Consider the following 16,059-nt stretch of genomic DNA (forward strand, 5'->3'; position numbering starts at 1 on the left):
CGTCCGCCGTCAGACGATGCCGCCGATCATGGCATCCCGTCGCAGCTGCGCGTGCGTGGCGTGGAACTTCCCGTCGGGGGTCCACCACGCCTCGTGCCCGGCGGCATCGGGATGCTGCTCGACGACCGCCGGCCAGTGGGCCTTGATGTCCTTGAGGTAATAGCGGATCTCGCCGCCGATCGTGCGCTTCTCGACCTTGTCCGACGCTTCCAGCTGGTCCTGCGTGGGCTCGCTCATGGCGCCAGCCTAGGGGCGTGCGGCATCCTCAGTCCGTGGCTTTCTCCATGCCGCGCGCACGGATCTCCTCGATGTCGAGATCTGCGAGGATCCGGCGCGCGACCAGATCGTCGATGGTGCCCTCGCGGCGCAGGCGCAGCAGCACCTCGCGCTTCCGGTCCAGGATCGCCAGGCGCAGTCGCGTGGCCTCGCGGTGCCGGAGCAGGGGCGAGCGCTGCGTCACGTCGATGTCGTCGCTGACGGCGATCATCTCCAGCTGACCCGCGGGTCGGCGTCCGTCGTCCTCGCCGTCCTCGCCGTCCACCCCGGGCGGGATCGGGCCCATCCGGGACGCAGTGTCGTCGCCGTCGGCATCCCCGTCGTCGTCCGAGCGGTCGCGCTCCTCGGCGGCCCGCTGACGGGCCACCGCGCGCGCGTTGGCGAGTTCGAGACGCTCGTAACCCTCCTGGCGGGCCCGGTCCTTCACGACGTCGCTGATGCCGTGCTCGACGGCGAGGTCGTCGAGCGCGAGAAGCGCGGCCCCCGAGATCGCGCGCTGCGCGAGCTCGAACTCCTCGACCGCCGCGTCGTCGGTCGGGAGTTTCGCCCACTTGATGACGGCCGGCAGCAGCGGGCCCTGCACGAGCAGCGTCAGGACGATCACTCCGGCGGTGACGAAGACGACCGCGTCGCGCCCGGCGACGGGGGAGCCGTCGGCCGTCGTGAGCGGCACCGACAGCGCGATCGCGAGAGACACCGCCCCGCGGAATCCGGCCACCGTGCTGACCACCCGCGAACGATGTCGCAGCGACCGCGACGAGGACGGCCCCGGGCGCGAGAACGGGGAGAAGAACCACTGGAACAGATACCGCACGAGCGCCAGCACGATCCAGGCCGCCACTGTGATGAGCAGCAGCATGCCGATCTCGGAGGGGGAGATCTCGTGCAGCACGAGTTGGATCTCGAGCCCGATCAGCACGAACAGGGCGCCGTTGAGCAGGTACACGCCGAAGGGCCACGTGGCATCCGCGGCTCGTCGAGACATGGCGGTGGTGATTCGCGGGGCGATCCACGCGACGATGAGGCCCGCGAACACGACGGCCAGGACGCCCGACGCGTGGACGATCTCGGCGAGGAGGAACGCGACGAACGGCACGAGCGTCAACGTGAGGTTGATCGTGAGCGTCGACTCCATGCGGCGCAGCGCGAGATACGCGAGCGCGGCGACGGCGACACCCGCAGCGGCACCGCCGACGTACGACAGCAGCACCATGCCCGTGATCTGCCACGGCGTGATCTGGTCGCCGATGAGGAGCGACACCGCGATCGAGTACAGCACGAGCGCGGTTCCGTCGTTGGTGAGGCTCTCGGCCTTCAGCTTCATGAACGTGCGCTCGGGGAGCAGGCGTCCGAGGGCCGCGACGGCGGTGGCATCCGGAGGAGCGACCGCCGCGCCCAGCACGAGCGCGGCTTCCCACGGCACGCCCATCCACGTCGCGACGCCGGCGACGGCGAAGGCGGATGCCACGACCAGGAGCGTGCTCATCGGCACGATGTACCGCAGCGAACGGCGCACGGACCGCAGCGACGTCGTCCACGCCTCGCGGAACAGCAGGACGGGGAGGAACAGCAGCAGGACCGTCTCGGGCGGCAGCTCGATCTGCCGCAGTTCCGGTATGAATCCGAGGGCGAGCCCGATCACCAGCAGGACCAGCGGCGTCGCGACGCGCAGGCGTGGGGCCAGCACCGTGCCCACGAGCATCGCGAGCCCGAGCAGAACCGTGACTTCGAGTCCTTGCATCCCCAGCCGCCTTCCACCGTGCCCTCAGCACACAGCGTAGAGAGCGGTCACAGAATTCCCGAGGCCGCGTTCGCTGTCGGCGTGCGGCGAGCGGGTGCGGTCCGGGCGCCCTCCGCGTGGCGGCACGGGACGCCGAGGCCGAGCGAGCGCCGCGGTCAGGCGCGGCGCGACGGGCGCATGGCCCGCTCGGCGGCGGCGATCGCGACGCGTTCGGGGAGCACGGCGGCCAGGCGCGACGAGAACGCGTTCGCTGCGCCGTCGATGACGGTGGGTCGGCCGCGTCGGAGGCCGCTTTCCGGTCAGCCGTCAGCCCGTTATCCAGGGCACGGTGAAGGACCGTCTAGCGGAGGTGGCTGGACCGCCGTGAGACCTCCCGAACCGAAGAGATGTGATGGGTACGCTCGCGTCATGGGTGCCCCATTCTTCGACGGCCGACAACACGCAAGCGCTCCACCCATCGCGCGGGGCGTAGCGGAGTACGAGCTGGTCGAACCGTCGGATCGACCGGTGAGGCATCTGGCGGGGTATGAACCCTTCATTGCTTTGTTGAATCGACGGCAGATCGACGCGATGGAGCTGTCTGGTGACCCGCTCCGTCTGGTGGGAGTGATCCGTCAACTTGCCCCTGATATCGGCTCCTCGACCGAAGTGCGACATGCAGCTGCGCTGTTCTTCGGTAATGCATTGGTCGCTGCGCGCGCCGATGCGGGGTGGCGGCAGTATGGCGACAGCTTCCCTAGTGCGGGCGCAGGACGCCAGTGGTACGAGGTGGATCGTGTGGTTCAGCTGATCCTGAACGAGAACGACGCGTGGGTGGACACGTTCCAGCTGAACGTAGCTATGTGGCTGGGAGACTAGATCGACCTCGCCCCGCCACTGTCGCAGACAGACCCCCGCCATTCCGCATGCAAAATCACAGCACCGGACGCCCGCGAGGCCGAGCGAGCGCCGCGGTCAGGCGCGACGCGACGGGCGCATCGCCCGCTCGGCGACGGCGATCGCGACGCGTTCGGGGAGCACGGCGGCCAGGCGCGACGAGAACGCGTTCGCTGCGCCGTCGATGACGGTGGGCGTCCCGCGTCGGAGGCCGCGCAGCGCGCTGTCCACGACGCCGTCGGGTGTGCGCCGCGGACCGAAGGAGGCGTCGTCGCCCGCGGTCGCGAAGAACGGCGTCGCGGTCGCGCCGGGGCAGATGGCCACGACGTCGACCCCGGTGCCGCGCGTCTCGCGCCACAGCGCGCGCGAGAACGACAGGACGTAGGCCTTCGTCGCGCCGTAGACCGACATGTGGGGCAGGGGTTGGAACGCGGCCGTGCTGGCGACGTTGACGACAGCGCCCCGGCGGCGGTCGAGCATGCCCGGGAGCAGGAAGGCGGTGAGCTCGGTGAGGCTCGTGACGTTGACGGTGACCTGCGTCGTGATCGAGGCGAGCGGCTGGGTGACGAGATCCCCGTGGATGCCGAGGCCGGCGTTGTTGATCAGGGCGTCGATCCGCAGGCCCTCGGCGTGCAGTCGCTCGGCGAGGGCCGCGGCAGCTCCCGGCGCGTCCAGATCGTGGGCGATCGCGACGGCCCGGATGCCGTGCGTCTGCGCGAGATCGTCCGCCAGGGCCGTCAGGGCGTCCGCGCTGCGCGCGACCAGGACGAGGTCTCCGCCGTCCGCGGCGATCCGTTCGGCGAAGGCGCGTCCGATGCCCGAGGAGGCGCCCGTGACGAGGGTGGTGGTTCCGCGGCCGATGCTGCGCATACTGTCTCCTAATTAAACAAACCAGTCGGTCTATATAACTTGGAACTATACTGACCGAATGTCCTCGCGTCCAGACGAAGCCCCCGACGCGCCTCCGCGTCGCGTCGGGCGCCCCCGAGGGCGCACGTCTCAGGGGGCGGCATCCCGGGACGGGATCATCGACGCCGCCGCAACGGTCTTCGCCCGCCTGGGCTACGACCGCGCCCGCATGGCCGACATCGTCGAGGCGAGCGGGCTGTCGAAGGGATCGGTCTACTTCCACTTCGACAGCAAGGAGGCGCTCGCGGTCGCGGTCCTCGCCGCGCGCCACGAGCGGTGGGTCACCGACGTGCGGGTCGCGCTGGACTCGGTCGAGCCCGGCGAGCCCCGACTGCGCGCCCTGTTGCCGGCTGTGCTGGCGCTGCACGACGGCGACCCGGATGCCTGGGTCATCTCCCGTCTGACCTGGGCCCTCGCCGATCAGGACGAGACGCGCGCGTTCGCGGCCTCGCTCACGCGGCGGTGGATCGACGTCGTCGCCGAGGTCGTGCGGGACGCCGCGGCGGGTCGGCAGGGTGTCGACGCCGAAGCGGTAGCGACGGTGGTGGTCGGGGGGTTCGACGGACTCAAGACGACGGCCGCCGTGCTGCACTCCGACGATCCCGCCGCGGCCCACGACGCCCTCGTCGCGGCCGGGCGCGTGTGGGAGCGCATGGTCTTCGATCTCGTCCTGGGGGCGCAGGGCGACTGATTCGGCGCGCCCGTCGGTTGAGGCCACGGGGTGGAGAGTGGCTCTTTCGGCGCCTGCGTTCGAGGGTCATTCTGGTCCAATGAGCCGCGAAACCCGCCACATTGTCGATCCTGAGAGTCCAGTCTCCTTTGATTGGACCCTTACCGAACTGCTGGATTGGATCGCGGCCGCCGACGCGCGGTGCCACGACGAGCGACTCCTCGGGGCGTTGGATGCCATCGACCGCGCGCTCGCTCCCACGACCGCGCCGACGCCGCCCGCGGTCGTCCTGGTGCGAGCGCTGGCCCTGCGCGTCGCCGCGGACCCGTCGCTGGGGCGTCGGCGGCTCGGGGATGTCATCGGGCAGCCCGCACCGGCCCCCGCCGAGAGTGCGCGGGCGCTCGTGGCGGTGTGAGGGCACCGACGCACCGTCCGTCATCCGCGCAACCTCAGTCGAGGTACCCCGACCCGGGCTGAGGTTGTGCGGATCGCGGAGGCTGCGCGGGCGCTGAACTCCCGCCCGGAAGCTCCGCGCACCCGCGCGGTCAGTCCGGCAGCGCCACCTTCGCCTTCGCCCACGACCGCCCGCGGGTGTCCTTGAGGATGTCGTACTCGACGTCCACGTGCGGCTCGATCGCGCTGTACTTGTCGTTCGGCGCCCCGATGACCAGCTGGAACCCGAGGCCGCGCCAGGCGCCGATCGCGCGCTTGGTGAAGTGCGCGTCGGCCTTGATGAGCGCCTCGTCGAGGAACACCGGGGCGTAGCGAGGACGCTCCGCGCCGGCATCCCCGAGCTGATAACGCAGCGCCGCGCCGACGATGAACGCGATGAGCTCCTGCGACTCGCCGCCGGACTTCTCGCCGATGTGGTCGTACAGGGCGACGTGCTCGCCGGTCGCGGCGCGGAAGCGCTCGGCGCTGACCCGCACGTGGTTGCGGACGTCGACGAGGTCGGCGAAGTCGGGCGCGGTGGGTCGGATGCGGCCGATGAGCCGCGCCATCCGGCCGTACACGGCCTCGCGCTCCTCGTCGGTGGAGGCCGCGTCGATGGCGGCGCGGACGTCGCGCAGCTCGCGGCGGAACCGCCGCCGCACCTCGGACTGGCTCTCGCGGGGCACGATCTGCAGGCGGTGCTCGTCGTCGTAGAACGGCAGGTCGCGCATGATGTCGTTGATCGGTGCGATGCGGTCGCGGATCTCGCGCAGCGCCCGGGTGAGGGACGCGTCGAGGTTGGTGAGGTCGTTGCCCGAGAGGCGCAGCAGGCTGTCGCGCCATTCCGCCTCCAGCTCGTGCAGCCCGCTGGCCTCGAGGTCGGCGAGCATCCGCTCGAAGTCGCCGAGCGATTCGTCGGGGTCGGCGAGCAGGTTCGGGCTCGGCCACCGGTCGATGAACGCGGTGAGGGTGCGACGCAGGCTCTCGCGCTGCTCGCCCCAGGTCTCCTGCGCGGCCCGCTGGTCTTCCAGGAGACGCTTGGATGCCGACTCGAGCGCGGCGTCGAAGCGCGCGAGACGCTGCGACGGCGACGCCGCGTCGTCCGTGGGCGCGACGAACAGCGCGTCGAGGTATGCGGCTTCGTCGTCGGTGAGCGTGAGCCCGGCGTCCTCGGCCTCCTCGAGACGCACATGGGCGGCATCCACCTCGTCGGTCACTTCGGCCCACCGGGCGGAGAGGCGCTGCTGCTCCGCCTTGGCGCTGCCGATCTCCTCGCGGAGCCTCGCCGCCCGGGCGCGCGTGCCCGAGATCTGCTCCTGCAGTTCGGCGATGCGCGGGTTGCCGGCCGTGATCTCCGTGAGGGTTTCGTTCCAGCGCTCGATCTCACGATCCACGGATGCCGTGTCGACCTGCTCCCACGTGAGATCGGCGATCTTCTCGAGGGCGCTGCGGCGGTCGTCGAACGCGTCGAGCGCGGCGGCCGCCTCGTCGACGGCGGTCTTTGCCCGGTCGAGGTCACGGCGGACGCTCGCGATCTCGTCCCCGAGCTCGGTGAGCCGCACCCGGCTGGAGAACCCGAGGATGCTCTGGCGGATCGAACCGCCGTGCGCGCCGCGGGAGCCCTGGCTCGTCTGGCCGGCGATCGTGAGCGCGAGGCGGTGCTGCGACAGCTCGCGGGCGGCATCCACACAGACGAACGCGAACTGCTGCTCGAGCCGGTCCTGCAGCCAGCCGGTGAAGGGGGAGGGGCGGTAATCGAGACGGCCGGGGAGGGTCGCGGGGTCGAGGCCCGTGCGCTCGGGGAGAGCGGTCGTCACGCCCTCGAACCGCAGACGCTCCGACAGGCGCACGCCGTCGATCGCGGCGCGGAAGGATGCCAGGTGCGCGGTGTCGACGAGGATCGTCGTCGCGAAACCGCCGAGGGCGAGCGTGAACGCCCCGCGCCACGGCTCGAACTCGGTGCGGACGTCGACGAGCTCGGCGACGAACGGCAACTCGGCCGCGGTGAGACCCGCCGCCTCCGCCAGGGCCTCGCGCGCCTCGTGCAGGCGCGGCGGGATGTTGTCGTCGCGGGTCTGCGTGCGGCGGTGCTCCGCCTCGAGAGTCGCGAGCTGCTGGCGCAGGGCCGTGTGCCGGCTGCTCGCGGCGACGAACGCGTCGCGGACGGCGGACTTGGCATCCGTGTCGCCGAGGGTCCGGCGTGCCTCGCCGGTGAGCGCCGCGAAGCCTCTCGCGTCGGCGACCTCGGTGCCGAGCGTTGCGAGCGCGGCGTCGAACCGGTCGCGGTCGCGCTGCATCCCGGCGCGGCGGCGTTCAAGCCCGCGGAGCTCGCGCTGGGCGGCGTCGAGCCGGTCGCCGCCCGCGGCGCGCAGCACGTCGCCGAGGCCGTCGCGCTCGGCTTCAGCGGCATCGGCGAGCGCCTGTCGCTCGCGCACGAGCGCGTCGGTGGCGTGCGTCCGCTCGCGCAGTTCGTCCTCGACGGCACCGAGCAGATCGATGCGGCGCTGCGCGCGCCAGAGCGACGCGCGGGAGGAGGGGTCGCCGAAGCGTCCGAGCGCGTCGATGATGCGGACGCGTTCGGCGGCGTCGTCGATGCGGGTCCTGATGGTGCGGATCGGCTGCAGCGCCCGCACCTGCTGGCGCGCTTCGAGCATGCGCGTGCGGGTCGACTCGAGGCCGTCGAAGTGGGCGACGACGGCTTCGGCGGTCGCGAGGGTCTCGGGCTCCTCGAGGACCATGCGCTTGTACAGGTCGTCGACGGTGGTGATCTGCTGGCCCGCCTGGATGCGGGCGAGCAGGCTCATGGCCTTCGCGCCCGACCCGGCGGCGCCGATGCCCAGCACCGCGTGCAGCCGAGCCGAGAACTCGCGGTCGGTCGCGAGGGTGTCGAGCCCGGTCGCGTGGACCGCGGAGTCGGAGAGGTGCTGCGCCGCCGCCCGTTCGAGCCCGCGCAGGTCGAAGGCGCCGTGGATCGTGCCGCGCACCTTCACGGCGTCGTCGAGCACGCGGGCGGAGGCGGGGATGTACCACGCGCGCACGGCGGTGAAGCGGGCGCCGTCGTGGTCGACCCACGTCATGGCGATCGCAGTCCACGTGTCGGTGCCGTCGCCGCGCAGCACCCGGACCTTCGTGCCCTCGTCGGTGCGCGACTCGTCGAGCTTGCCGCGGCCGTACGACAGGATGTTGCGCTGCTCCTGCCCGCGCGGGCGGCCGACCACCGCGCCGTTGGACGCGCCGTTGAACGGGGTCGTGTGCGGCATCATCAGCGCGACGTACGCGTCCATGAGCGTCGACTTGCCCGAGCCCGACCCGCCGCACAGGAGCGTCGCGGTGGGGGCGAAGCGCACGCGGTGCTCGCCGTCGTAGCCGCCCCAGTTGATGAGCTGGAGCTCGTCGGCGACCCACTGCTGCCCGCGCGACGCGGCGGGGATCAGGCCGAACAGGGTCTCGAGCATCGTCATGCGGTCTGCTCCTCGGGAAGGGATGCCACGGCCTCGATCTCGTCGGAGGGCGCGGGCTCGGCATCCGTCGTCTGCTCCTCGAGCCAGCGCTGCAGCTCGCGCAGCACCTCGGCGCTGAGGACGATCTCGATGAGCGGTCCGATGCGGTACCGGCCCTCGGACTCCTCCTCGATGATGCCCTCGCGGTCGAGCCGCGCGATCGCGGTCCGCACCGCCCGCTGCTGGCTCGCGCGGGTGCCGTCGGACTCGGCGAAGTACGTCAGGACCGTCTGCTCGACCTCTTCGACGTCGACGCGGGCCGACGGCGCACCCGCGGTCGTCTCGCGCTGGAACACCGTGCGCAGGTACACGAGCACGAGCGTCTCGGCGCGCGAGTACGCCTCGTCCTTCAGCAGGATCGGCACGTCCACCTCGTCGCTGCGGACCTGCTCCTTGTACGCCACGCCCCGGTCGTGGTCGACGACGAGCCGCACGAACAGGTCGTTGAGGCGCGACTCGATCATCTGCTGGTGCTCCAGCAGCAGTTTCCACTCGGCGGGGGAGTTCTCGGCGAGCAGGAACCGGCGCTGCAGGATCCGCACGAGGACGCGTCGCACATCGGCATCCAGGATGCCGCGATCCCCGGCGAACAGCGCGTCGGGATCGTTCTCCATCGCGACGGGGGCGATGAAGGCGGGGGTGTCGTCGCCGGACGGGGCGACGGTGGGGGCGGACGTGTCGACGTCAGTCATCGGCATCCGTTTCTGTCGTGCGGACGGCGGTGACCGCCGTGAAAGCGAAGCGGCGGGTCGTGCCGTCGGGGCGGACGGCCTCGACGACCGAGACCTCGTCGCCCTCGGCGAGTCCGCGGCGGTGGGCGATCTCGAGGAGACCGACGAGGTCGACGGGGCGGCGGGTGTACTCGTCGGCGCGAGCGAAGGCCTCGGCGAGGTCGAAGCTCTCGCCCAGGGTTTCGACGTAGGCCTCCAGCTCGGCGTAGTGCGGGCCGCCCCACGCGCGCGTGTCCGCGTCGACGAACTCGACGTCGGACTCGTCGGATGCCAGCGGCTCGGGGGCTCCGGGCGGGCGAACGTCGCTGAGGGACCGTCGCAGGTGACCGATGTCGGCGAGAGGCAGGGTGCGCACGGGCTCGACGCGTCCCGGGGTCTTCGTCTGACTCCACCGGTGCAGCCCCGCCATGACGGAGCGGAGCAGGTCGTCGACCTGGCGATCACGGATCGGGTCGTGCGTCTTCACCTGGACGGTGATGACGTGCGACGCGCGCCGCTGCGCGGTGAGCACCTCGAGCACCCCCGCTTCGACGCGGCGGGCGATGGCATCCAGTTCTCTGCGCTGCTCGATCGTCAAGAGGCGCGCGAAGGGCTGCGTGAGCACGGCGTGGAGTTGATCGGTGAGGTCGTCGATGTGCTCGGGATCGCCGATCAGGCGCAGTGCGCCCTGGAACGCGCGTCCCTCGGGCGTGGCCTGCATGACGTGGCGACCGCGCTCGAGGTACTCGCGCAGCACGTCGCCGGTCGGGCGGGCGTCGCGGCGGAGCTCGGCGACGACGTCGCGCTGCATGGCCGCGATCGACTCGGCGACGCGGGAGAAGTCCGCGGGAAGCTCGCGCGCGAGGTGGATGACGTTCTCCGCCTCCTCGAGGAGATGCTCGTCGTCGAGGGGCTCGATGACGCCCTCGTCGAGCGCCGCGATCTCGGCATCCAGGGCTGCCCGCTCGGCGAGCAGGGCCTCGCGGCGCCGTTCGGGATCGGTCTCGGCGTCGCGCGCGAGCCGCTCGACGGCGTCGAGCAGCGTCCGCACCCGGGACCGTGACACGCGTGCGCGCCCGCCGCCCGCGCGCCCGGCGATCTCGAGCGCTCCGACGGCGTGGGCGGAGAGGCGGTACACCTCGACGTCGTCCTCGATCTGCAGGCTCAACCAGCCCACGCGCACCCACCCGCGGCAGATGTCGCGCGCCGACCCGGCGGGGAGGCGGCGGTCGTCCTCGGTGTCGTACCCCGCGGCGCGCAGTTCGTCCATCGCCTCGGCGACCTCGACGTGCGCGTCGGCGACCGCGACCGCGGGCCGGTCGGGCGAGAACACGTTCGACAGCACGGCCACGACGAACGGTGCGAACCGCCCGTGCAGCAGGTCGAGCATCGGGTTCTTGAACGCCGTGACCGAGCGCAGGTAAGCGGCTTCGGCGCGGGTGGTGGTCACTGGCTCGAGTCTACCGGCGGGCACCCGTGGTGACCGTGCAGCTCAGGCTCTCGCGCGCGAACGGGCGGCAGCGGGGGTTTGCACGCGCTCGAGGTGGGGCGACCTCGCGAGACCGCCCAGACGATCGGACCCGGCCCGGCCGTGACCCCAACGTGGTCGCACCTGACCGGAAGGCCCCGAATGACCACCGAGACCCGTTTCCCTCTCGCCGCAGCCACCGTGATGCTCGCAGTCCTGTGCGCTCCGCTGGCCGCGTGCTCGTCCGCGGCGACCCCCGAGGCCATAGCGCCCGTGGCGACGGAGTCGACGGAGGACGCGTCGACCTCCGCCGCCGCGCCCGATGCCGCCGCGCCCGATGCCGGAGCCCCGATCGCGAGCGACCTCTGCGCGGTGGTGAGCGACGACGAGGTGGCCGGCGTCGTCGGCATCGCCACCGTCGACACGGGCCTGACCTTTGGCTCGCTCGACGAGGCGACCGGGGGGCAGTGCGTGTGGGCCTCGACGGCCACACCCGGCACCTATCTCGAGCTCGCGGCCTGGCCGGCCGGCAGCATCAACCCCGCACCGGCCGAGGCTCCCGCCCCGGGCAGCGGCGGCTTCGTCACCACGCCCGGCGGTGCGTACTTCGCCGACGCGACGCACTCGTTCCGTCTCGCCGTCACCGGAAGCGCCGACCCCGCCCGCGAGGCCGCGGCGCAGACTCTCGCGCAGGCGGTTCAGGCCCGGCGCTGATCGGGTCCGAGCAGACGCCCCACGGCGGCGGCACGACCGGTCACACCCAGCGCGCGGTACAGGCCGCGCACGTGCTTCTCCACCGTCTTCACGTGGATGCCCAGGCGCTCGGCGATCGCACCGTTGCCGGCTCCGGCGACGACTTCGCGCGCGATGTCGATCTGCCGAGGGGTCAGCAGGCTGAGGGCGGCCGGGTCGAGGGATCGGTTGCCGGAACCGCGGACGATGTCCACACGGTCGTCGATACGAAGCCGGTCGAAGATCGCGGTCAGGTGTCCCTCGACGGTCCGCCGCGACAGCACCAGCCGGTCGGCGATCTCCTGATTGCGCAGGCCCTGCGCGGCGAGCCGGGCGACCGCCCGCTGCGCCTGCGTGAGGCGTTCCCATGCGAGCTCGGTCTCGATACGTCGATCACCGATGTCCGTGGCGTGTATCTGGGCGGCGCCGTCCAGCCACCGACGGAGGTCGACGGATGACGCGTCGAGCAGGTCGCGCGTGGCTCGGCCGTGGCCCGACGCGTCCGCGGCATGCGTCGCCACGGCGGCGGCGCGTGCGCCGACGAGGCCGACGCCCGCCCCGAGGGCATCGCGGGCCGCGCGTTCGGCGCGCTGTTCGCCGACGCCCCGCTCGCCGGACGCGATCTCGATACGCGCACGCGCCGCTTCCCGCGCCGCGTGGAACTGCGCGTTCGCTCCGAAGTCGATGCGGTCGAAATCGACCATGATCCACGCCGCGAGCTCGGGCTTGTCGGCTGCCAGGGCGGCTTCGATGAGGACGTCGTACGCGTAGCCGCGGAGGGTCGGCGGCAGAAGGGGGAGACCCGGCCCGCCGCCGCCCTCCCGCAGCAGCTCGCCGGCGGCGGCCACCATGCCAGCGCCGGCGAGTCCCAGGGCGCACATGAGGGCGATGCCGGAATCGGCGTAGTTGCTCGGGGGGAGGACCTCGCGGCGGATCACGGACGCCTCGGCCACGACGACCTCGACCCGTCTCGAGAAGCCGGCGACGACGGCGTGCAGACAGGTGAGCGAACGGCGCGCCTGCGGTGAGCGCGCGTCCGCTCCCGCGAGCGCCAGGAGCTCGCCCGCCTTCGCCACGTGACCGCGGAAGAGGAGCGCCCGCACGGCGGCGAGCCGGAGCCACACGCGGGCACGGCGAGGCACGCGGCCGCTGAGGGCGTCGTCGAGCATCGCCGAGCACCGGTCGATGCGACCGACGAGGTGCGCCGCCTCGCTCAGCTGGAACAGGGCCATCGCGCCGGCCAGGGTGTCGGGTTCGACGGCCGGGGTGAGCGGGACGCTGACCCTGCCCACGCACAGAGCCTCGACCTGGGCGCGTGTCGCTCGCGCGCCGGGGGAGCCGTCGTCGACCAGAGCGATCGCGGTCAGTGCTTCGGCGTAGCGGCCGAGGAACAGCAGCGCGTAGGCGTCCACCCAGTCCCGTGGCGGCGTCGACTGCGTGACGAGACCCGCGATGCGAGGCGCGGCTGCGCCGAGCTCCATCATCTCGACGAACGCGACGGCACGGGCGTCGTCGTCCTTGGCGGCCATGCCACGATCCTCGCACGCGCGGCACGGTCGGGTCTCTACGCGATTCGGGGAGGGTCGGCGCGCACTCTCCGGCTCTGCTGGCCCGCCGTGCGCGGCGAGTGGGCACCCTCGCATGCGAGGCGAGAGGAGCGAGATCACGATGCGCGAACGGAAGAGGTGGATGCTGTCGGGGGCGGTGGCCGTGCTGCTCGTGCCGACGGGCATGCTGGGGGCCTGCGCGGGCGGCGGATCCACCTCGGGGTCCGTGGCCACCGCGGAAGCGACCGTGGATCCATCGATCGACCTTCCTGCTCCGGGTACGGCCGACACGTGCATCCTCGGTACGTGGAGCGCAGACCTGCCGAACCTCGCCGCGCAGATGGAGGATGATTTCTTCAGCGACGCGCAACTGCCCGTCTTGTCCGCCGACGTCACGATCGACGGAGAGACGCTCTGGGTGTTCGAAGCGGATCACACGTTCTCGTGGGGTGGCCCGACGACCTACACGACCTACCTCGCCGACAAGGACGGCACGGAGTTCGTGGTGAAGGTCGAGATGGGGGGCACCGTCACGGGGCGTTGGCGCTACGCGGACCCGTCCGACGCGAGCATCGAGCTCTTCGACGTCGACACGAGCCGGCACTCCACGACGCCCATCGTCACGGTGAACGGGACGACCCTGGGTGATCCGAGCGCCTTCGACGCCGTCATCGCGGCCGCCCCCGGTCCCGGAGCCGTGGAGATCAGCTGCGCGACGGGCTTGTTGACCAGGCCCGCGGGGAGCCCGTTCACGACGCAGTGGGAGCTTGTGCGCTGATCGGAGATGTCGGCATCTCTGCGGGGATGCCGGCGCCCGCGGCCAGGCGACGGAGACGGGCCAGTTCCGAGATCGGATCGGGGTGGTCGTCGACCCTCAGATCGAGCACGATGTCAGCCCGCGAGGCGAGCACCAATGCCGCGCTCTGCCGGCCGCGGGCGTCGCCTCCGGCCCGTTCGCCCGCGGCCAGGACGTCGATCAGCCGATCGGCGAGATCCCGCCCGTCCGTCCTCCACGCCGCGGCCATCGCCGCGAGCACGTCGGGTCCGGCGAGGAAGTTGCCGATGAAGACGGCGTCCGGGGTCACGAGGTCCCCCGCCCACGCCGTGATGTCCGCACCCGAGCGTGCGGCGCCCGCACCCGACCACCCGAGCGCGGCGACCTGACGGAGCGCATGCCCATCATCCCATCCCGGCGTGGCGGCCACGGCGTCGGCGGCCGAGCGTCCCTCGCGCATCGCTGCGAGCAACAGCCCGCGCAGCGCGCGATTCGTCCACGCCTGGCTGGCGACGACCCCGACGCCGGGGTCGACCGCGGTCACCCCGGCGCCGACGGCGAGGGATCGGCTCGCGGTGGCCGCGCCGATCAGGCCGTCGCGGGGGTCGCGGGCCAGCACGGTGAAGGTCATGGGCGCTCCTGAGGGGTCGGCGAGGCGCGGCGCGGCGCCGCGGGCGGGTTTGTGAAGATCGTGTTTCACCGCCGAGGTGGGGCTTGTGCCGACCCCCATGCTTGCACATACTGATCGAAACATCATCTAAATGATGGACACCTCACCCGATTGGCATCACATGAAACAGCGCATCACCCTCGGCATCGCCGGCGCGCTCGCCGCGACGCTCGCCCTCGCCGGTTGCTCCGCCGGTCAGAGCGTCGACATCGACGGCTCCGGCGACAGTTCAGGTCAGACCCTCGTCGCCGCCATCGGCGGCGAGCCCGATCAGCTCGACCCGCAGAAGACGACGTCGTACTTCGCGTTCGAGGTGCTCGAGAACGTCTACGACACGCTCGTGCAGCCCGACGAGAACCTCGAGATGCAGCCCGCTCTCGCTGAGAGCTGGACCACCAGCGACGACCAGCTCACCTGGACCTTCACGCTGCGCGACGGGGTGAAATTCCAGGACGGCTCGGACTTCACGAGTGAAGACGTCGTCTACTCGTACCGTCGCATCATCGACGAGAAGCTCGCGAACGCGTGGAAGTTCTCCACGGTCACCGACGTCACCGCCCCCGATGACGCGACCGTCGTCATCACGGTCTCGCAGCCCACGCCCAATCTGCTGTCGAACCTCGGTGGATTCAAGGGCATGGCGATCGTGGAGAAGAGCAACGTCGAGTCGGGCGAGATCACGACTGCGCCGGTCGGAACGGGACCGTTCTCCGTCAGCGACTACGTCGCCGGCGACCACATCACGCTGACGGCCAACCCCGACTACTGGGGCGGCGCGCCCCAGCTCGGGGGAGTGGAGTACCGCTTCATCTCCGAGCCCGCCACCGCGCTGGCATCCCTCAAGGCCGGCGACATCGACTGGACCGACGTGGTCCCGCCCCAGCAGGTCGAGCAGCTGAAGAGCGACAGCTCGGTCACACTCGGCCAGACGCCGTCGAGCGACTACTGGTACCTCGCTCTGAACGAGGCGAAAGCCCCGTGGAACGACGTGCGGGTCCGCCAGGCCATCGCGTACGCGATCGACCGGGATGCCATCGTGCAGGCCGTCAGCTACGGCACGGCCGAGGTCAACCAGCTCGCCATCCCGAAGCAGAGCGTCTGGTACACCGAGTACGACCAGTACTCCACCGACCTCGACAAGGCGAAGTCGCTGTTGGCCGAAGCCGGGTACACCGGCGGCACGCTGGACCTCCTGGCCACCAGCGACTACCCCGAGACGGTCACGGCCGCGCAGATCATCGCCGCCGAACTCGAACCGCTCGGCATCCAGGTGTCCATTCGCCAGCCCGACTTCTCGACGTGGCTCGACGAGCAGAACTCCGGCAACTTCGACATGCTCATGATGGGCTGGCTCGGCAACATCGACCCCGACGACTTCTACTACTCGCAGCACCACACCGACGGCGCCAGCAACGCGCAGAAGTTCTCGGATGCCGAGGTCGACCGCCTGCTCGACGCCGGTCGCGTCGAAACCGACACGGCGGCGCGCAAGGATCTCTACGCCCAGGCGGCGACGATCATCGCCGACAAGGCCAGCTACATCTATCTCTACAACCCGTCGGTGCTGCAGGTGTATTCGCCCAAGGTGTCGGGCTACGACACGCGCGCCGACCGCGCGATCCGGTTCGCCGGCGTCTCGCTGAGCGAGTGATCCGAGGCCGCGGGGGTCCGGCGTGCCGGTGCCCCCGCGGTCCTGCGCCGGGCTGTCCGGTCCGGTCTGTCCCGCCCCTCCCGTCCGCTTCGAACAAGGAGG

The 16,059-nt window shown here is 71.5% G+C and carries 14 protein-coding genes; 6 read left to right on the top strand and 8 right to left on the bottom strand.

Translation table 11 applies throughout. The features are described from left to right. Positions 1-9: 9 nt before the first annotated feature. Both P8R59_RS12720 and P8R59_RS12725 read right to left on the bottom strand, forming a co-directional pair. Positions 10-237 carry a hypothetical protein gene (locus P8R59_RS12720; RefSeq protein ID WP_278101367.1) on the bottom strand — a complete coding sequence of 76 codons (228 nt, stop codon included), beginning with the start codon at positions 235-237 and terminating at the stop codon, positions 10-12. Between the two features lie 28 nt (positions 238-265). Further along, positions 266-2,017, bottom strand: coding sequence for a Na+/H+ antiporter (locus P8R59_RS12725; RefSeq protein WP_278101368.1), 1,752 nt, complete (start codon positions 2,015-2,017; stop codon positions 266-268). A gap of 408 nt (positions 2,018-2,425) precedes the next feature. Between P8R59_RS12725 and P8R59_RS12730 the strand changes: the two genes are divergently transcribed. Further along, positions 2,426-2,875 carry a hypothetical protein gene (locus P8R59_RS12730; protein WP_278101369.1) on the top strand — a complete coding sequence of 150 codons (450 nt, stop codon included), beginning with the start codon at positions 2,426-2,428 and terminating at the stop codon, positions 2,873-2,875. Between the two features lie 96 nt (positions 2,876-2,971). On the opposite strand, the gene P8R59_RS12735 is transcribed toward P8R59_RS12730, so the two are convergent. Beyond that, positions 2,972-3,763 (bottom strand): SDR family NAD(P)-dependent oxidoreductase, encoded by a 792-nt coding sequence (locus P8R59_RS12735; RefSeq protein WP_278101370.1) that lies wholly within the window; start codon positions 3,761-3,763, stop codon positions 2,972-2,974. Between the two features lie 58 nt (positions 3,764-3,821). Between P8R59_RS12735 and P8R59_RS12740 the strand changes: the two genes are divergently transcribed. Together P8R59_RS12740 and P8R59_RS12745 are read left to right on the top strand one after the other, a co-directional pair. Next, positions 3,822-4,493 (top strand): TetR/AcrR family transcriptional regulator, encoded by a 672-nt coding sequence (locus P8R59_RS12740; protein WP_278101371.1) that lies wholly within the window; start codon positions 3,822-3,824, stop codon positions 4,491-4,493. 79 nt (positions 4,494-4,572) lie between these two features. Then, positions 4,573-4,887 (top strand): hypothetical protein, encoded by a 315-nt coding sequence (locus P8R59_RS12745; protein ID WP_278101372.1) that lies wholly within the window; start codon positions 4,573-4,575, stop codon positions 4,885-4,887. Positions 4,888-5,017: 130 nt separating this feature from the next. On the opposite strand, the gene P8R59_RS12750 is transcribed toward P8R59_RS12745, so the two are convergent. The 3 genes from P8R59_RS12750 to P8R59_RS12760 are packed head-to-tail and all read right to left on the bottom strand — an operon-like array spanning position 5,018 to position 10,564. Further along, positions 5,018-8,365 carry an ATP-binding protein gene (locus P8R59_RS12750; protein WP_278101373.1) on the bottom strand — a complete coding sequence of 1,116 codons (3,348 nt, stop codon included), beginning with the start codon at positions 8,363-8,365 and terminating at the stop codon, positions 5,018-5,020. Continuing rightward, a complete protein-coding gene (locus P8R59_RS12755; RefSeq protein WP_278101374.1) occupies positions 8,362-9,096 on the bottom strand; it encodes a DUF4194 domain-containing protein in 735 nt (244 codons plus the stop codon). The genes P8R59_RS12750 and P8R59_RS12755 overlap by 4 nt, the downstream gene beginning before the upstream one ends. Continuing rightward, entirely contained in the window at positions 9,089-10,564 is a 1,476-nt protein-coding gene (locus P8R59_RS12760; RefSeq protein ID WP_278101375.1) for a DUF3375 domain-containing protein, read from the bottom strand. Before P8R59_RS12760 ends, P8R59_RS12755 begins: the two co-directional genes overlap by 8 nt. Positions 10,565-10,744: 180 nt before the next feature. Between P8R59_RS12760 and P8R59_RS12765 the strand changes: the two genes are divergently transcribed. Further along, positions 10,745-11,296: a hypothetical protein gene (locus P8R59_RS12765; protein ID WP_278101376.1), complete on the top strand. Its 552-nt coding sequence runs from the start codon at positions 10,745-10,747 to the stop codon at positions 11,294-11,296. Here the strand turns inward: P8R59_RS12765 and P8R59_RS12770 are convergent. Further along, positions 11,281-12,843, bottom strand: a complete 1,563-nt coding sequence (locus P8R59_RS12770; RefSeq protein ID WP_278101377.1) for a helix-turn-helix domain-containing protein — start codon at positions 12,841-12,843, stop codon at positions 11,281-11,283. The genes P8R59_RS12765 and P8R59_RS12770 overlap by 16 nt on opposite strands. A 139-nt stretch (positions 12,844-12,982) precedes the next feature. Here P8R59_RS12770 and P8R59_RS12775 point away from each other — a divergent pair, with 139 nt between their 5' ends. Next, entirely contained in the window at positions 12,983-13,639 is a 657-nt protein-coding gene (locus P8R59_RS12775) for a hypothetical protein (protein WP_278101378.1), read from the top strand. Here P8R59_RS12775 and P8R59_RS12780 read toward each other — a convergent pair. After that, the gene (locus P8R59_RS12780; protein WP_278101379.1) at positions 13,611-14,267 is read right to left on the bottom strand and encodes a DUF1028 domain-containing protein; all 657 of its coding nucleotides are present in this window, start codon (positions 14,265-14,267) and stop codon (positions 13,611-13,613) included. The two genes, P8R59_RS12775 and P8R59_RS12780, sit on opposite strands and share 29 nt — an antisense overlap. A gap of 160 nt (positions 14,268-14,427) precedes the next feature. Between P8R59_RS12780 and P8R59_RS12785 the strand changes: the two genes are divergently transcribed. Next, a complete protein-coding gene (locus tag P8R59_RS12785) occupies positions 14,428-15,957 on the top strand; it encodes an ABC transporter substrate-binding protein (protein ID WP_278101380.1) in 1,530 nt (509 codons plus the stop codon). Positions 15,958-16,059: the final 102 nt, after the last annotated feature.

It is taken from the genome of Microbacterium proteolyticum, from assembly GCF_029639405.1.
In the GTDB taxonomy this organism is placed as follows: domain Bacteria; phylum Actinomycetota; class Actinomycetes; order Actinomycetales; family Microbacteriaceae; genus Microbacterium.

Excerpts from the sequence above, each read along its gene's own strand:
- P8R59_RS12750 (WP_278101373.1), bottom strand. The coding sequence starts at position 8,365 with ATGACGATGCTCGAGACCCTGTTCGGCCTGATCCCCGCCGCGTCGCGC.
- P8R59_RS12770 (WP_278101377.1), bottom strand. The coding sequence starts at position 12,843 with ATGGCCGCCAAGGACGACGACGCCCGTGCCGTCGCGTTCGTCGAGATG.
- P8R59_RS12785 (WP_278101380.1), top strand. The coding sequence starts at position 14,428 with ATGAAACAGCGCATCACCCTCGGCATCGCCGGCGCGCTCGCCGCGACG.
- P8R59_RS12730 (WP_278101369.1), top strand. The coding sequence starts at position 2,426 with ATGGGTGCCCCATTCTTCGACGGCCGACAACACGCAAGCGCTCCACCC.
- P8R59_RS12740 (WP_278101371.1), top strand. The coding sequence starts at position 3,822 with ATGTCCTCGCGTCCAGACGAAGCCCCCGACGCGCCTCCGCGTCGCGTC.
- P8R59_RS12755 (WP_278101374.1), bottom strand. The coding sequence starts at position 9,096 with ATGACTGACGTCGACACGTCCGCCCCCACCGTCGCCCCGTCCGGCGAC.
- P8R59_RS12765 (WP_278101376.1), top strand. The coding sequence starts at position 10,745 with ATGACCACCGAGACCCGTTTCCCTCTCGCCGCAGCCACCGTGATGCTC.
- P8R59_RS12725 (WP_278101368.1), bottom strand. The coding sequence starts at position 2,017 with ATGCAAGGACTCGAAGTCACGGTTCTGCTCGGGCTCGCGATGCTCGTG.
- P8R59_RS12745 (WP_278101372.1), top strand. The coding sequence starts at position 4,573 with ATGAGCCGCGAAACCCGCCACATTGTCGATCCTGAGAGTCCAGTCTCC.
- P8R59_RS12775 (WP_278101378.1), top strand. The coding sequence starts at position 12,983 with ATGCGCGAACGGAAGAGGTGGATGCTGTCGGGGGCGGTGGCCGTGCTG.
- P8R59_RS12735 (WP_278101370.1), bottom strand. The coding sequence starts at position 3,763 with ATGCGCAGCATCGGCCGCGGAACCACCACCCTCGTCACGGGCGCCTCC.
- P8R59_RS12720 (WP_278101367.1), bottom strand. The coding sequence starts at position 237 with ATGAGCGAGCCCACGCAGGACCAGCTGGAAGCGTCGGACAAGGTCGAG.
- P8R59_RS12780 (WP_278101379.1), bottom strand. The coding sequence starts at position 14,267 with ATGACCTTCACCGTGCTGGCCCGCGACCCCCGCGACGGCCTGATCGGC.